The sequence below is a fragment of the Bacillus sp. SN32 genome, from assembly GCF_002837495.1.
GTDB classification, from domain to species: Bacteria; Bacillota; Bacilli; order Bacillales; family Bacillaceae; genus Bacillus; species Bacillus subtilis.
The window spans coordinates 158,417-172,595 of the sequence record NZ_PJCT01000004.1 but is presented as its reverse complement, the minus strand read 5'-3'; the positions used below and the strand labels follow the sequence as shown (position 1 = coordinate 172,595).

Here is a 14,179-nt window from a genome sequence, read left to right as displayed (position 1 = left end):
CTAATTTATGTGACTCGTTCGCGAGAAAACTAGTTTTGATATCTACAATTGAGGAGTTGGAAAAAGTGTCAAATTCACCAAGAAGGGATCGTAAGTTGAATCAAATAGGAAAAATAGGTTTTGGGATATTGATTATTCTAGGTGTAACGTTACTATGCATTTCCTGGAAGGCACTTGCCGGCCCAAAGCAGGAACCAATAAAAGAAAGTACAAACGCTTCTGAGCAGGCGCATATAGAAACACACAAAAATTCAGCACAGAAAAAAGAACAAAAAAAACCTGCTGAAATCGGGAAGGTCGTTTATTTAACATTTGATGACGGACCAAACCCTGCTGCTTCAGAGAAAATTATGGATTTGCTTCATAAATACAATGCAAAGGGAACGTTTTTTATGTTAAAACCAAATATCGAGCGAAATCCTAATATTGTGAGAAAAATGGCGGAAAACGGCCATTCTGTTGGGTCTCACGGCGTGACGCACCAGGTTTCCGAAATCTATAAATCCCCTGAAAGCTTTGCTGCAGAAATGAACAATACATTGGACTACATTAAAGAAACAACCAAAGTCAACACGCATTTAATAAGAGCACCTTACGGGTCAAAGCCTTACATTACTGGCCCTTTTAGAAATGTTGTGGAGCGTGATCATTTTAACCTGTGGGATTGGACGGTTGACTCAGAGGACTGGAAGTACACTCATGGAGAGTTTGTTAAGAGTGTCATTCAGCAAGTCAAAACCCTTGAAGGAAAAGAGCCGCTTATTGTATTAATGCATGAAAAGCCAACTACCGCGACTTATTTGGAACAATTATTAAAATATTTCCGGGAAAGCGGATACGAAATGAAAGCAATTCATGATTCAATCAAACCGGTACAATTCAGATTCAATTGAAGTATAAATTTAAAGTATCTTATATGAACTACAAAATATCACGGAGATAAAAGAATTATTTATTAGAGAACCGTTAAGAACCAGTACAACATATAAATATTCAACTTGATCAGAAAGGAATTTGATAGTGAAAATCGGGAGAAGGAAACTGAAAATGCAGAGTATTTTATTGTTTGTTCTAGCCCTCTTGTTAACCATTGGAGGCCTGACCTGCTATAGCATTTACCGAAACGTAGCAAAATCGGTCAACCATATGTATGAACCTCTGCAAAGAGATTCTAAGCAACAAGATGCTAGTCTTGGACATGATCCTATATCGATTCTTTTGCTGGGAGTAGATGAGCGCCCCGGTGATAAAGGACGGCCTGATTCGATGATCGTACTGACTTTAAATCCAGAGACGAAAACATCGACGATGGTAAGTATACCGCGTGATACCAGAGTATTTATGCGATCAAAGAATACCAATATTAAAATGAACGCAGCATATACTTACGAGGGTATTGAAGGTGCCGTTCAAACCGTTGAACAATTTTTAAACATTCCAATCAATTATTATATCAAAGTCAATATGGAAGGGTTTAAAGATATTGTAGATGAGATTGGCGGAATCACAGTGAATAATGATTTCCCTTTTACCCTTGAAGGGGTGCATATACCAAAAGGGGAACAGCACCTGGATGGAAAGGTTGCCCTTAAATACGCACGGATGAGAAAAGAAGATCCTCGCGGTGATTTTGGGCGGCAGCAGCGGCAGCGAGAAATCATTAACCAAATTATTCACGAAGGAGCACAATTAAAATCATTAAAAAACTATCAAGGAATTTTAGCTGCCTTAGAAAAAAATATACAAACAAACTTAACACTTGATAAAATGATTGATATTCAACGCTCTTATAAAGAAGCCGTTCAACATGTCAAACAGATCGAAATAAAAGGTGAGGATAAAAAGATAGATCACTTATGGTATCACGTTGTAACTGATGAAACGAGAAAGGACTTATCGAAGAAACTTCGCCAGCAATTAAATCTAGATTCTTAATAAAATAAAAACCGTTATTCACCAACCGCTTACTCATGTAAAGAGAAGAGTTCTTGCCTCTTCTCTTTTTTATGATTTCCCGGAATAAAAAAGAGAGTATTCGATTATTTTCTTAAACCCTAGTTTAGCTGCTAAGGCAATGGAAGAATTGTTGCAAATATCACAATCCCAGCTAGGAACAATCCCATTTTCCATACAAAACGCTATAAACCTATTTGCTACGCAATAAGCTAACCCCAGTCCTCTATATTCCTCAAGTGTATAGATATCCATTTCCGCTCGATTATGCCCTAAAAATATAGAGGTACACTCACTTACTACATGATTGCCATGTAATACGGCAAATCCAAAACCTTTTGAAGCAAACTGTGAGACAGAATTCCAATACTCCTCATAATACGCGCTGTTAAACGCTGTGCTGTGTGAAATGATGTCTTCGTCTATTCTTTTCAATACAAGACCCTTTGGCAGTTGCAAAGTCTTTTTGAAAGATTTTGGTTGATAAGAAAATGCAGCTCTTCTCATTTGGTTTAAGTCATCTTTCAGTATGGGTTTCAGTACGCTATCCCATGTATCACTGGAAGAAAACAAGGTAAATCGTTTTGATGATTTCACTTGTTCTTCATAATATCCTGCAATGAAATCATGAAAATCCCGATTCCCTTGGTCTCCCGCAATAAAATAAATGCCTGATTCAGTTCCTATAAAAAACGATTTAGGAAAGGTTTGATCATCTGCATAAACAGCTCCCGGAATGGTTTGGTCTAATATTGAATAGACAAATGTGGGACAATATTTGTCATCAAACATTGTTTTTAAGCTACTGTATTTTTCTTTTGTTAATTCCTGCAAAACAGACAACTCCTTTAAAACACCGTCTCCTTCATGATTCTGTTCACAAATCAATTTTCCTCTGTCACCAGCTAAATAACTTCCCTGTTACGAATCTCAGACAAATAAAAACAAAAACAGGTGTCTGCACTCAGCTCGCAGACACCTGTTGAACAACACATTGCATTATATAACCCAAGGAAACGCTGAGTATATCGATTTCTTATTCCCCAGTTACAGCAAACTGTTTTAAACGGTCACCAATTTCATCACATACCCTTTGGAAACACTTCTTCTGTTCCGTGTGCTTTTGCCGGATCATCAAATTTATCCGATGTTTGATTTGAAATATCAATCCCTGCTTCTTTCATTGCTTTGACAGCACTCGATGTCATCCATGAGCTTCGATTCCTGCGCTGTACACATTCCACTTGTCCCCAAGGTATTTTCTCCCCCACCCTTCAGCCATCTGGCTGCGGCAAGAGTTACCTGTGCATTATTTTCCTTGATATAGTGACCTTGTCCTTTTAGAAACAAGAATGGATTATCAGCAGCCAAATATACAGGCCGACAAGTGTGATCAATAAAGTGGGTATCGTGAGGATAATTCCTGTTTTAAAATACGTGCCCCAGGAAATCTTCATACCTTTGTGCGAAAGAACATGAAGCCATAATAATGTCGCCAAGGAACCAATCGGTGTTATTTTAGGTCCTAAATCTGAACCGATCACATTTGCATAAATAAGTGCTTCTCTCATCATCCCATGTGTATCTGTACCGGCAATAGCCAATGCGTCAATCATAACAGTCGGCAAGTTATTCATAATGGAAGAAAGAATCGCCGCAATAAAGCCCATTCCAATTGTCCCAGCAAACAATCCTTGATCAGCTGCGGCTTGAATCACATCTGAAAGGACATCCGTTAATCCGGCATTTCGGACACCATACACAACAACGTACATGCCAATTGAAAAGAAAACGATAGCCCATGGCGCCTCTTTCACCACTTTCTTTGTATGGACGGCCGGACTCTTTTGCGCAGCGATTAAGAAAATGATCGCAATGCTACCCGCTACCACTGATACAGGGATAGAAAAAAATTCACTTGCAAAATATCCAATTAACAGCAGCCCTAAGATATACCATGACAGTCTGAACATGTTTTGATCTTTAATTGCTTCAACAGGTTTTTTAACCTCAGTCAGATCATAGCGTTTTGGTATGCTTTTTCTAAAGAAAAGGTAAAGTACAATGATGCTCGCCAGCAGCGAAAACAGGTACGGGACAACCATTCTGGATGCATAATCAATAAACGTAATATGAAAATAGTCCGCTGAAACAATGTTGACCAAATTGCTTACTACTAAAGGAAGCGAAGTGGTATCCGCAATAAATCCGCTGGCAATGATAAAAGGAAAAACTAATTTTTCATTAAAATGTAATGCTCTGACCATCGCTAATACGATCGGTGTCAATATAAGAGCTGCACCGTCATTTGCAAATAACGCGGCGACGATAGCTCCTAATAGAGATACATAAACGAACATCCGCACACCGTTTCCTTTTGCAGCCTTAGCCATATGAAGCGCTGCCCATTCAAAGAAACCGATATTATCAAGAATTAACGATATCAGTATGATGGCCACAAAAGCCAAGGTCGCATTCCAAACAATCCCTGTCACAGTTAACACATCATGAAAATTGACAACACCTGCTATTAGAGCTAAAACTGCGCCTCCACAGGCTGACCACCCTATAGATAAATTTTTCGGCTGCCATATGACCAATACTAGAGTTAATAAAAAGATGAATACTGCCAAAATCATTGATGTCAATCTAATGCCTCCTTACTGGCAACACGCTTGAGTTTTCTTTTGTTTGATATGGTTTAACAATTCATCCTCCTGATCAATTTGATGTAAGATCAATTGCAATGTATCAAACTCAGGACAGGAACCATTTATTGAATAATAACGCCATTGGCCTCTTCTGTCCTCATTCACAAAACCTGCGTTTTTTAATTTCCGCAAATGCTGGCTTATGGCGGGCTGGCTCATTTCGAACATATCAACCAATTGACAGACACAATATTCTTTTTCAAGAAATAATCTCATCATTATAAGCCTAGTTTGATCACTAAGTGTTTTCAAACAACGAGTCATCGCCGCAACATCAATCGTCATATGAGCTCCTCCTTCCCAAATCAATATATAAGCAAATCGTTATATACACGCCAAATGATTATACATTCCCCTTTACGTTTCCATATGTAGCGCTCCGTATATCTTAAGGATCAAAACTTTGAAACGAAAACCTGAGTCGCTCCCCGCGTTTCCTTAGCGCCCCCGTCATTATATAAACTTTTATTTATATAAACAATCCCTTATATTTATTCCGGTATAAATATTAGACTATTTCAGTTATGGGAGTAGTCATAGAGCCCAAGATGAAAATAGACAGATCCTCTGGATATTAAAAAACAGGTCTCTTTAGAGGCCTGTTTACATTGCAAGTATTTTTTCCATTGCCATGACACTTACATAATGGCCATCGATTTTCCCCTGTTCTTTAAATACTCCAACTTTGCGATATTCCATTGAAGTATAGAACCCTTGTTCCAATCGATGAAAAGGAAATGTAATAATATGATGTTATGTATTCACGATTGAATAACTTCTTTTTCGACATCCGATAATTGCGCTCAGCAACAAAAATCTTATCTCTCACTTTTCGATTAGAGAGAACCAATTTGTCATATAAACCGTAGCTTTTGCAGTTCTTATCAGCTACATACTCTCTGTAGCAGAGGTAGCTTGAACTCCCTTAAACGCGTTCATCACCAAATCATGCACATAGGAATCATTCACCTCATCCCCTGTTATAAGCAGACGATAGAAAATTGGTCCGTAAATGAGATCTATGCTTACTTCAATATCAAGATTCTCTCTCAATTCACCTTTCTGAATTCCCTTTTCTAGAAGGCCTTTCGCTTGGATGCGGCGAGGCTGGAAAAATCGCGTGCGATATTCTTCTGCCAATTTTTCATCCAACTGCCCTGCACCTATTAATTCCTTAATCACGGTTCCTTCCCGGCTTGTCAAAAACCTAGCTAAATTCGTGGCGTGGGTTACTATATCTTGTACTGACGACCCTGTATCAGGCACAGGCAGCCTGTCCGTCGCGGTCGAAAGAAAGCTGTCCATGATAACGGCAGCCTTGTTAGACCACCATTTATAAATCGTTGCTTTACTCACTTTCGCACGCTCGGCAATTTTATCGACTGTCACCGCATCGAAGCCTTTTTCCAGCAATAGGTCATAGGCTGCAGAGAGAATCGCCTTATGCGTTCCTTCATCACGCGGCCGCCCTCGTTTACTCTGCACATGAATCATTCCTTCCCGAAATATAAACTATACGTTCAGTATACTTAACCTAAATAAAAAAGAAAACAGAAACCTATTTACAAAACTGAACGTTTAGTATATTATTTTCCTTAATCAACGAAACTGAACGTTCAGTTTATAAAATCACTTGTGTTGAGAAGTCATGATTACACTCAAAAAACCACTTAAAAAGGAGTTCATTCTTATGGCTAATGGAAACAAACAAGCAGGTCAGAGGGTTTCACCCAGTTTAACCCTTCTTCTCGCAACTGCATGCGGTATCATTGTTGCTAATCTTTACTATGCACAACCCTTGGTCGGATTAATTAGTAAGGCAATTGGACTTTCTCCAAGCAGTGCTGGATTGATTGTCACACTCACCCAAATCGGATACGTTGCCGGCTTACTATTCCTTGTCCCTTTAGGAGATATTATCGAAAACAAAAAACTTGTCGTTACATCGCTCCTTCTAAGCGCAGCAGCTTTGACACTAACAGCATTTGTGAAGCATGGAACACTGTTTTTAGCAGCTGCGTTTTTCGTCGGATTGGGATCAATCGCAGCCCAAGTGCTTGTTCCATTTGCATCATACCTTGCATCAGACGCTGCACGCGGCCGGGTTGTTGGCAATGTCATGAGCGGCTTATTACTCGGTATTATGCTTTCCCGTCCGATATCTAGTCTAGTCGCTGATATCTGGGGGTGGAATGCAATATTCGCTTTGTCCGCCGTGGTAAGTGTTATCCTGGCCATCGTATTATCAAAAGTGCTTCCTGCCAGAAAACCAACAGCAAATACAAACTATACTGCCTTACTCGGTTCAATGTGGAAGCTGCTGCGCACGACTCCAATCTTACGCCGCCGTGCCATCTATCATGCGTTTGTATTTGGAGCTTTCAGCTTGTTCTGGACTACCGTTCCTTTATTATTGTCGGGTCCTGATTTTCATTTTTCTCAGAAGGCAATAGCACTCTACGCATTGGTGGGCATTGCGGGTGCAGTCGCTGCACCAATAGGCGGCCGGCTGGCTGATCGAGGCTTGACCCGGCTTGCCACTGGAATCGCTCTCGGTGTTGTCGTTGTCTCTTTATTACTGCCGCTCATGATTCAGAGTAGCTCCCCCGTCGGTATAACAGTTCTAGTGGCCGCAGCTATTCTGTTAGATATGGGCGTATCTGCAAACCTCGTGCTCAGTCAACGTGCTATTTTTTCGTTGGCGCCTGAAATTCGCAGTCGATTAAACGGATTATTCATGGCGATCTTCTTTCTAGGCGGTGCGATAGGGTCATCAATTGGAGGATGGGCATATGCCTCAGGGGGATGGAGTACAGCATTATGGATTGGAATCGCTTTTCCGGTCATCGCTTTGCTTTATTTCATCACAGAGAAATAAGTCTTTCACCAAAAATAAGCAGTCAGGACCAAGCAAATAGCTTATTTTTGGTGGCTTCTTCTTTTTTCGCTATATGTTAAAATCCCTCTGCTGAACAAGAAAAAATCCTGCTTGGTGAGTACAGGATTTTCCAAAATCAATCTTTATGTTAAATCGACACCCTCCAGCTGTTTCAAATATCTTTGCAGGCGAACCTTCGGGTTTAATTCTATATTTGTAATATGCTTTACATACCGATTCGCACTTTCGGCAATTTCTTGGTCACCGATTGTATTGGCGCGATATTCGGCAAAGGAAGGCAGATAGGTCATGCCTACTAAATGGGCAGATGCTTGGAACGGTTTTGTCAGCTCGCTTATCGAAAACAAGTTATATCCGCCGGCTTGATAAGAGTGTTCAGGTGAACCGATGGACATGGCAGTTACCCACTCTTTCCCCTTCAATTTATTTCCGCCGGGACCATGAGCCCAGCCAAACGTAAACACTTCATCAAACCACTGTTTTAAAAGCGGTGGGCTGCTGTACCAGTATAATGGAAACTGAAAAACGATACGGTCATGGGCCAGGAGCTGCTGTTGTTCAAATTCCACATCAATTGGTTGATCGCGATATTTTTCATAAAGATCATGGACAGTTACATCTGGTTCACTTAAAACGGCTTCTTTCCACTTTTTATTGATACGAGAGGATTCTATATTCGGATGTACAACGAGTACGAGTGTTTTCATATGATCCATTCCTTTCATTCCTTAGATGTGACATCATTATATGATGTATATTAAAATATAAAAAGTACGCACATTGAATGTATATAGTATCAAAAAGTATACTATTAGGAGTGAACAGCTTGAGAAATCGTAAACTCGGCATTGATTATTCTTCTGATGACTTTGAAGGATGTCCGGTGGAGACAACATTAGATATCATCGGAGGTAAGTGGAAAGGCATTCTTCTTTATCATCTCATTGACGGTAAAAAGAGGTTTAATGAGTTTCGAAAACTATACCCAAAAATTACCCAGCGTATGCTCACGCTACAATTAAGAGAATTGGAACGGGATGGCGTGATTCACCGCGAGGTTTATAAACAGGTCCCTCCAAAAGTCGAATACTCTTTAACTGAGTTTGGAAGAACATTAGAACCTGTTATCCTGCACATGAAGGACTGGGGAGAAAAATATAAAGACAGGATTGATAAGCTCGAAGCAGCACGCAAAGCTGAAGATAAAATCTAATAACCAGAAAAAATACCAAGGGTTATGACGCCCTTGGTATTTCTGTGATTCAGACCTTCACCGGTGACACCCACAAGCCTCAAAAAGTGTTTTTGATTAAATTACCCGCGGCATGTCAATTACGGTTAAAAAGGTCATTCTATTTTTTAATGATGATTAAGACTTCTAAAATTGCTGCCCTTCACTTCAGCTACGTCATATACGGTGACAAAGGCGGATTTATCAATATCATTAATAATTTCCTTTAGTTTGGTTTCTTCTAAACGGTTGATGACACATGTGATTTCTTTAAATTTCTCGTGGGAAAAACCCCCGTAAGCTTCTTTATATGTGGCGCTTCGGCCTAATTGATCACGTATTGTCTCTACCATTAATTCAGGTTGGGTTGTAATAATTTGAAAGGTTTTAGAGCCGCTTAAGCCTTCCTCCACAACATGAATCACTTTGGATGCAATGTAGTAAGCAATGACTGAAAGCAATGCCCCTTGTAAGCCAAATACTGTGGAAACAAAAATAAACACAAATAGGTTTAAGAATAGAATGAGATCGCTCGTTCCGAATGGCAGTTTTCGGGATAGCAGCACAGCAAGCATGTCAATACCATCTAATGCGCCGCCATTACGCAGCGCCAGCCCCATTCCAAATCCAAGGATAATCCCGCCGACAACGGTAATTAACAGGGTATCTCCTTCTATGATAGCGGGTGTGTGGTGGAAAAAGCTTGTCCCCGCGGCAAGCGATACGATTCCGATAATTGATAATAATGCAAAGCTTTTCCCAATTTGCTTATATCCTAACCAGACAAATGGAATGTTGATCACAGCAATCAAAATCCCCAGCGGCAAGTTGAATAGCTGTGAACCAACGATGCTAAGACCCGTCACCCCTCCATCAGATACACTGTTTGGAATGAGCACTGTTTCTAGTCCATATGCCGCAATGATTCCTCCAATGATAACCATGATGATTTGGAGAATCATTTTCGCTTTAAATTTCTTATGTTTTTTGGTTGTATTCATACCATTCCTCATTTCTCAAATATTTCGTTATATTTAAATATACCATAATAGATATTTTCAGCTAAAAACATGCATTTTTTAAAATAAAGTAATTAACAGTAAGGTAACCCTCTTTGACTTAGAACATTCATGTACCGTGCCGCCTGTTGAGCAAGCGGCCCCTTTCACTTCAGATCGTGAATCGCCCTCAAACTTCAACACCGAAAATCCTGAATTATTCTGATATGATACCTTAAAAAGGAGGTTCGATTACATGGATAGCCTGTGCCGCAGTAAACAAGCCCCATTTGAATACACCTTATCTCTTATAGGGGGCAAATGGAAAATGAGAATTCTCTATGAGTTAGGGTGTGAAAAAACGATGAGATACGGCGAGCTGAAAAGGGCTATGCCCTTCATCACCCATAAAATGTTAAGCGCACAGCTTAAGGAATTGCAAACTGACGGCCTTATTCATCGGTCTGAGGTTTCTCAAACCCCACTGAAAGTAGAGTATTCGTTATCTGACAGAGGGCGATCTTTGTACCCCCTCATAGATGAAATGTGTAAGTGGGGAATGGCACAAGGAATGCCTCATATGTAAAGCTACTTACAAAAAAGTGCGTACTTGTTTCCCAATGAGAGGAATTTTATACTGAATGAAAATACTTCGTTTGGAGAAAAAAATGAAAAAACAGGTCTATATCATTCATGGCTACAGAGCTTCCTCAACAAATCATTGGTTCCCTTGGCTGAAAAAACGTCTGCTCGCAGATGGGGTCCAAGCAGACATTTTAAACATGCCTAATCCGCTCCAGCCAAGACTTGAGGATTGGCTGGAGACACTCTCTTTTTATCAACATACTTTACATGAAAATACGTATTTGGTTGCTCACAGCTTAGGGTGCCCCGCCATTTTGAGATTTTTGGAACATATTCAATTACGAAAACAGCTTGGCGGAATCATACTTGTTTCCGGCTTTGCCAAATCATTGCCCACTTTACAGATGTTAGATGAATTTACACAGGGATCGTTTGATCATCAAAAAATCATCGAGTCCGCGAAGCACCGTGCTGTCATTGCTTCTAAGAACGACCAAATTGTTCCATTTTCATGGAGCAAGGAGCTGGCACAACAAATTGACGCTGCGTTATACGAAGTCCAGCACGGGGGTCATTTTCTAGAAAATGAGGGGTTTACTTCTTTGCCTATTGTTTATGATATTTTAACCTCTTATTTTTCAAAAGAAACCCGCTAACATCTTTCACCCATCTGCTTCAATCGAGCCCGCGAAAAGCGGGCTTTCTGAGTTATCGTTTCATCAATACGGATAACTCACCTTCAAACACTTTTACTTCTTTTTGATTATAAGTAGATAACAATACTGTGAGTATTCCCAATTCATTTCTCTTTGGCTGCTTATCAAGAACCTCAACAATTGTAAACAATTCATCATCCGGATATACGGGTTTTATGAATGTCATATGATTCATCTCTGTTCCGGCTATAATATCGTCTCCATAGAGACCTTCTTCAATCCAAAGTTTAAAAGATATGGCCAGTGTTTGTATGCCGGAAGCGATAATTCCATTAAATCTGCCTTTACTCGCTTTTTCTTCATCTACATGCATATACTGAGGGTCAAATTCACCCGCAAACCGCATAATATCATCTTTTGATACTTTTAATGATTTCGTTTTGAAGACCTGGCCAATTGTAAACTCATCTAACTTCATTCTTACACCTCTATTTTTTCAATTGTCTATTTTGTTTATTTTAGCACTGTGATGAGCAAATAAAAAATTCTGTTTTTCGCTAAACAGACATATCGTGGGCTGGACTGCTGGCACTCATCATATACTTAAAAAATATTGAACAGCTCTCAACACTTAGTTCCGTCACTTGGCCGTTTTGCTAAACTGAAAGCTCCCTCATATCTTCCAGGCAGCCTTCAGTTTTTTTATGCCTTCTCTTATGTCGGATTCAGAAACCCCTGCAAACCCGAGCGAGACCGTTTTTGCAGGAGGATGATTTTGATAAGAAAGAGAAACAGGATAAATTTTTACTCCATGTTTTTTCGCCTTCTCAATTAACTCTTTTTCACCAAATGGCAAATAAACGTCAAGTAAGATACGAAGCCCAGAGTTTTCTCCGCGGATTCTGACATGCTCTCCTAATTCCCTTTGCACTGCCTCTAATACAATGGCTCTTTTTTTGCGGTAAAGTTTTCTCATTCTGTTGATGTGTTTTTGCCACTCTCCATTTTTTATAAATTCAGCTAGGGTTAGCTGACTGTGGCAGGACACTGTTTGCTTATATAAGGACGTGATTTCATGCCCCTTTTTTAAAAGAGGTGAAGGAAGAATCATATAGCTGATACGCAGCGAGGGCAAAAGAGACTTAGAAAAAGTGCCCATATAAATGACACGGTTATGCTGATCAAGCCCTTGAAGAGAAGGAACCGGCTGTCCTGTGTACCTAAATTCTCCGTCATAATCATCCTCTATGATAAAGGATTGATTTTCGGCCGCCCATTTGAGCAGCTGAATTCTTCTGTTTATTGTCATTATGGTTCCCAGCGTAAATTGATGGGAAGGTGTGACATATACAAGGTTTGGCTGCTGTTCTTTGACCTTCTGTATACAGATTCCTTCATCATCGACTGGTATAGGAACAATATTCATGCGGTTGGCTTCAAAAATCTTGCGTGCTCTTGGATAACCAGGATCCTCATACCCTATAGAAATATTCGGCTCAAAAACTTGGCACAAGATTTGCAGCAGAATAGGGTTCCCGGCACCTATAATCACTTGTTCAGGGCCGCAATGAACCCCCCGAGATTGATACAGGTACTCTGCAATGAGTGTTCTCAGCTCAAACTCTCCTAAAACATGTCCCGGCCGATAAAGCTCGTGTCCATATTGGTCTAAGCTATTGACCATGCTTTTTCGCCATGCGGAAAAAGGGAAGTAAGAAGAATCTACATTTCCATAATGAAAATCAATCCATTGTTTATTTTCTTCTGCTTCTTGTTGAATGGGTGTTGTGCTTGGCATTCTATCATAAGCAAAATCAGAATCATGATAATCAGCAAACCACCCGCTTCTTGGCTTGCTCACAATATAACCTTCAGCAACGAGCTGTTCATAGGCACGTTCTACAGTCGTTTGGCTGATGGAAAGCTGATTCGCCAGGAGTCTTTTTGAAGGAAGCTTCATTCCTTTTTGAATACGGCCCCGATGCATATTTTCTTTAAAATACTGATAAAGCTGCTGATAAAGCGGAATATCCAGAGTTCTATTCAAAAAAGGCGTGATATCCATTTGCACGTTGTCTCCTAACTGGTATGCATTTTTTTATGAAAACTGGCCGTTTAAAAAAGGCCAATTCCAGTTTATAGTCATTGTAATCCTTAGCTGCTGGTTTTGTTAAGAAAATACAGACAATGAACAAGAAAGATATGTGGAGTGATTATAATGAACAAAACAACAAATGGCTGGATAAATGGTTTTATAGGCGTACTCATTTTCAGCGGCTCGCTGCCTGCGACCCGTTTGGCTGTGTCAGACTTCGATCCGTTATTTCTCACCGTTTGCCGCGCTGCGATAGCTGGTGTACTGGCGGGAGGTCTCCTTCTCATCTTCCGGCAGCAGCATCCTGCCAAAAGAGACCTCATTTCATTATTAGTGGTAGCGTTTGGCGTAGTGATTGGTTTCCCGTTGCTGACAGCTTTAGCGCTTCAGCATGTCACATCCGCACACGCCATTGTCTTCATTGGACTTCTTCCACTCGCAACGGCAGTCTTCGGCGTACTGCGCGGGGGTGAACGCCCTCGCCCCGTCTTCTGGATTTTCTCAGCTGCCGGCAGCTTGTTAGTAGCAGGTTTCGCCCTCATTCAGGGGGGAGGTTCATCCCCGCTTGGCGACGCGTACATGCTGGCTTCTATTGTCGTATGCGGTCTTGGTTATGCAGAAGGGGCCAAACTTTCACGGCGTCTGGGGAATTGGCAGGTGATCTCATGGGCACTCGTTCTGTCGCTTCCTCTTATGCTGCCATTGTCGTTCTTTTTTACGCCGGACTCATGGTCGGCGATCGGCGTTCCCGCGCTGCTCAGTCTTGCATATGTATCCTTATTCAGCATGCTGATTGGCTTCGTGTTCTGGTATCGAGGTCTTGCCCAAGGGGGAATTGCAGCGGTTGGGCAGCTCCAGCTTCTCCAGCCTTTTTTTGGACTGCTGCTTGCCTCAGTGATACTGCACGAGAAAGTAGGCTGGGCACTCGTAGCAGTGAATATCGCCGTTATCATGTGCGTTGCCGCAGCTCGGCGATTTGCAAAGTAAGGCAGACCATTAAGCATAAACTTCAAAAATGCATGAAAGTATAAAAATACCAAGGGCCAGCAAC

15 protein-coding genes and 1 pseudogene are annotated in these 14,179 nt (G+C 40.8%); 7 read left to right on the top strand and 9 right to left on the bottom strand.

From position 1 onward, the window contains the following. Positions 1–95 precede the first annotated feature (95 nt). Positions 96–893: a polysaccharide deacetylase family protein gene (locus tag CW370_RS16880; protein ID WP_234398233.1), complete on the top strand. Its 798-nt coding sequence runs from the start codon at positions 96–98 to the stop codon at positions 891–893. 154 nt (positions 894–1,047) lie between these two features. Continuing rightward, positions 1,048–1,935, top strand: coding sequence for an LCP family glycopolymer transferase (locus CW370_RS16875; protein WP_029878427.1), 888 nt, complete (start codon positions 1,048–1,050; stop codon positions 1,933–1,935). Between the two features lie 69 nt (positions 1,936–2,004). Here CW370_RS16875 and CW370_RS16870 read toward each other — a convergent pair whose 3' ends face one another. From CW370_RS16870 to CW370_RS16850, 5 genes and pseudogenes are all read right to left on the bottom strand, one after another. Continuing rightward, positions 2,005–2,796 carry a GNAT family N-acetyltransferase gene (locus tag CW370_RS16870; protein WP_080262620.1) on the bottom strand — a complete coding sequence of 264 codons (792 nt, stop codon included), beginning with the start codon at positions 2,794–2,796 and terminating at the stop codon, positions 2,005–2,007. A 193-nt stretch (positions 2,797–2,989) separates the two neighbouring features. Continuing rightward, positions 2,990–3,235 (bottom strand): annotated as a pseudogene (locus CW370_RS16865) (hypothetical protein). A 58-nt stretch (positions 3,236–3,293) separates the two neighbouring features. Further along, complete coding sequence (locus CW370_RS16860; protein ID WP_014478962.1) at positions 3,294–4,601, bottom strand: arsenical efflux pump membrane protein ArsB; 1,308 nt, start codon at positions 4,599–4,601, stop codon at positions 3,294–3,296. Positions 4,602–4,613: 12 nt separating this feature from the next. Continuing rightward, entirely contained in the window at positions 4,614–4,949 is a 336-nt protein-coding gene (aseR, locus tag CW370_RS16855) for a metal-responsive transcriptional regulator AseR (RefSeq protein WP_015482851.1), read from the bottom strand. A 603-nt stretch (positions 4,950–5,552) separates the two neighbouring features. Continuing rightward, complete coding sequence (locus CW370_RS16850; protein WP_101169841.1) at positions 5,553–6,149, bottom strand: TetR/AcrR family transcriptional regulator; 597 nt, start codon at positions 6,147–6,149, stop codon at positions 5,553–5,555. A 205-nt stretch (positions 6,150–6,354) separates the two neighbouring features. Between CW370_RS16850 and CW370_RS16845 the strand changes: the two genes are divergently transcribed. After that, positions 6,355–7,542, top strand: coding sequence for an MFS transporter (locus CW370_RS16845; protein WP_101169840.1), 1,188 nt, complete (start codon positions 6,355–6,357; stop codon positions 7,540–7,542). Positions 7,543–7,685: 143 nt separating this feature from the next. On the opposite strand, the gene CW370_RS16840 is transcribed toward CW370_RS16845, so the two are convergent. Further along, on the bottom strand, positions 7,686–8,279 hold the full coding sequence (locus tag CW370_RS16840) for an NAD(P)H-dependent oxidoreductase (RefSeq protein ID WP_101169839.1): 594 nt from the start codon (positions 8,277–8,279) through the stop codon (positions 7,686–7,688). Positions 8,280–8,389: 110 nt separating this feature from the next. Here CW370_RS16840 and CW370_RS16835 point away from each other — a divergent pair, with 110 nt between their 5' ends. Continuing rightward, positions 8,390–8,776, top strand: coding sequence for a winged helix-turn-helix transcriptional regulator (locus tag CW370_RS16835; protein WP_003242640.1), 387 nt, complete (start codon positions 8,390–8,392; stop codon positions 8,774–8,776). A 146-nt stretch (positions 8,777–8,922) separates the two neighbouring features. On the opposite strand, the gene CW370_RS16830 is transcribed toward CW370_RS16835, so the two are convergent. Further along, complete coding sequence (locus CW370_RS16830; RefSeq protein ID WP_024572357.1) at positions 8,923–9,795, bottom strand: YitT family protein; 873 nt, start codon at positions 9,793–9,795, stop codon at positions 8,923–8,925. Positions 9,796–10,048: 253 nt separating this feature from the next. On the opposite strand from CW370_RS16830, the gene CW370_RS16825 reads away from it, so the two are divergent. Both CW370_RS16825 and CW370_RS16820 read left to right on the top strand, forming a co-directional pair. Next, positions 10,049–10,378 (top strand): winged helix-turn-helix transcriptional regulator, encoded by a 330-nt coding sequence (locus CW370_RS16825; RefSeq protein ID WP_024572356.1) that lies wholly within the window; start codon positions 10,049–10,051, stop codon positions 10,376–10,378. Between the two features lie 82 nt (positions 10,379–10,460). Further along, positions 10,461–11,033, top strand: coding sequence for an alpha/beta hydrolase (locus CW370_RS16820; RefSeq protein ID WP_024572355.1), 573 nt, complete (start codon positions 10,461–10,463; stop codon positions 11,031–11,033). A gap of 52 nt (positions 11,034–11,085) precedes the next feature. On the opposite strand, the gene CW370_RS16815 is transcribed toward CW370_RS16820, so the two are convergent. Beyond that, entirely contained in the window at positions 11,086–11,511 is a 426-nt protein-coding gene (locus CW370_RS16815) for a MaoC family dehydratase (protein ID WP_024572354.1), read from the bottom strand. 195 nt (positions 11,512–11,706) lie between these two features. Next, positions 11,707–13,098 (bottom strand): MocR-like pyridoxine biosynthesis transcription factor PdxR, encoded by a 1,392-nt coding sequence (pdxR, locus tag CW370_RS16810; RefSeq protein ID WP_024572353.1) that lies wholly within the window; start codon positions 13,096–13,098, stop codon positions 11,707–11,709. Positions 13,099–13,251: 153 nt separating this feature from the next. Between pdxR and CW370_RS16805 the strand changes: the two genes are divergently transcribed. After that, positions 13,252–14,115 (top strand): DMT family transporter, encoded by an 864-nt coding sequence (locus CW370_RS16805; protein WP_003234225.1) that lies wholly within the window; start codon positions 13,252–13,254, stop codon positions 14,113–14,115. Positions 14,116–14,179: the final 64 nt, after the last annotated feature.

Bases quoted from the DNA above. Each gene is read 5' to 3' on its own strand.
- CW370_RS16875 (WP_029878427.1), top strand. From the start codon at position 1,048: ATGCAGAGTATTTTATTGTTTGTTCTAGCCCTCTTGTTAACCATTGGA.
- aseR (WP_015482851.1), bottom strand. From the start codon at position 4,949: ATGACGATTGATGTTGCGGCGATGACTCGTTGTTTGAAAACACTTAGT.
- CW370_RS16845 (WP_101169840.1), top strand. From the start codon at position 6,355: ATGGCTAATGGAAACAAACAAGCAGGTCAGAGGGTTTCACCCAGTTTA.
- CW370_RS16840 (WP_101169839.1), bottom strand. From the start codon at position 8,279: ATGGATCATATGAAAACACTCGTACTCGTTGTACATCCGAATATAGAA.
- CW370_RS16830 (WP_024572357.1), bottom strand. From the start codon at position 9,795: ATGAATACAACCAAAAAACATAAGAAATTTAAAGCGAAAATGATTCTC.
- CW370_RS16825 (WP_024572356.1), top strand. From the start codon at position 10,049: ATGGATAGCCTGTGCCGCAGTAAACAAGCCCCATTTGAATACACCTTA.
- CW370_RS16820 (WP_024572355.1), top strand. From the start codon at position 10,461: ATGAAAAAACAGGTCTATATCATTCATGGCTACAGAGCTTCCTCAACA.
- CW370_RS16815 (WP_024572354.1), bottom strand. From the start codon at position 11,511: ATGAAGTTAGATGAGTTTACAATTGGCCAGGTCTTCAAAACGAAATCA.
- pdxR (WP_024572353.1), bottom strand. From the start codon at position 13,098: ATGGATATCACGCCTTTTTTGAATAGAACTCTGGATATTCCGCTTTAT.
- CW370_RS16805 (WP_003234225.1), top strand. From the start codon at position 13,252: ATGAACAAAACAACAAATGGCTGGATAAATGGTTTTATAGGCGTACTC.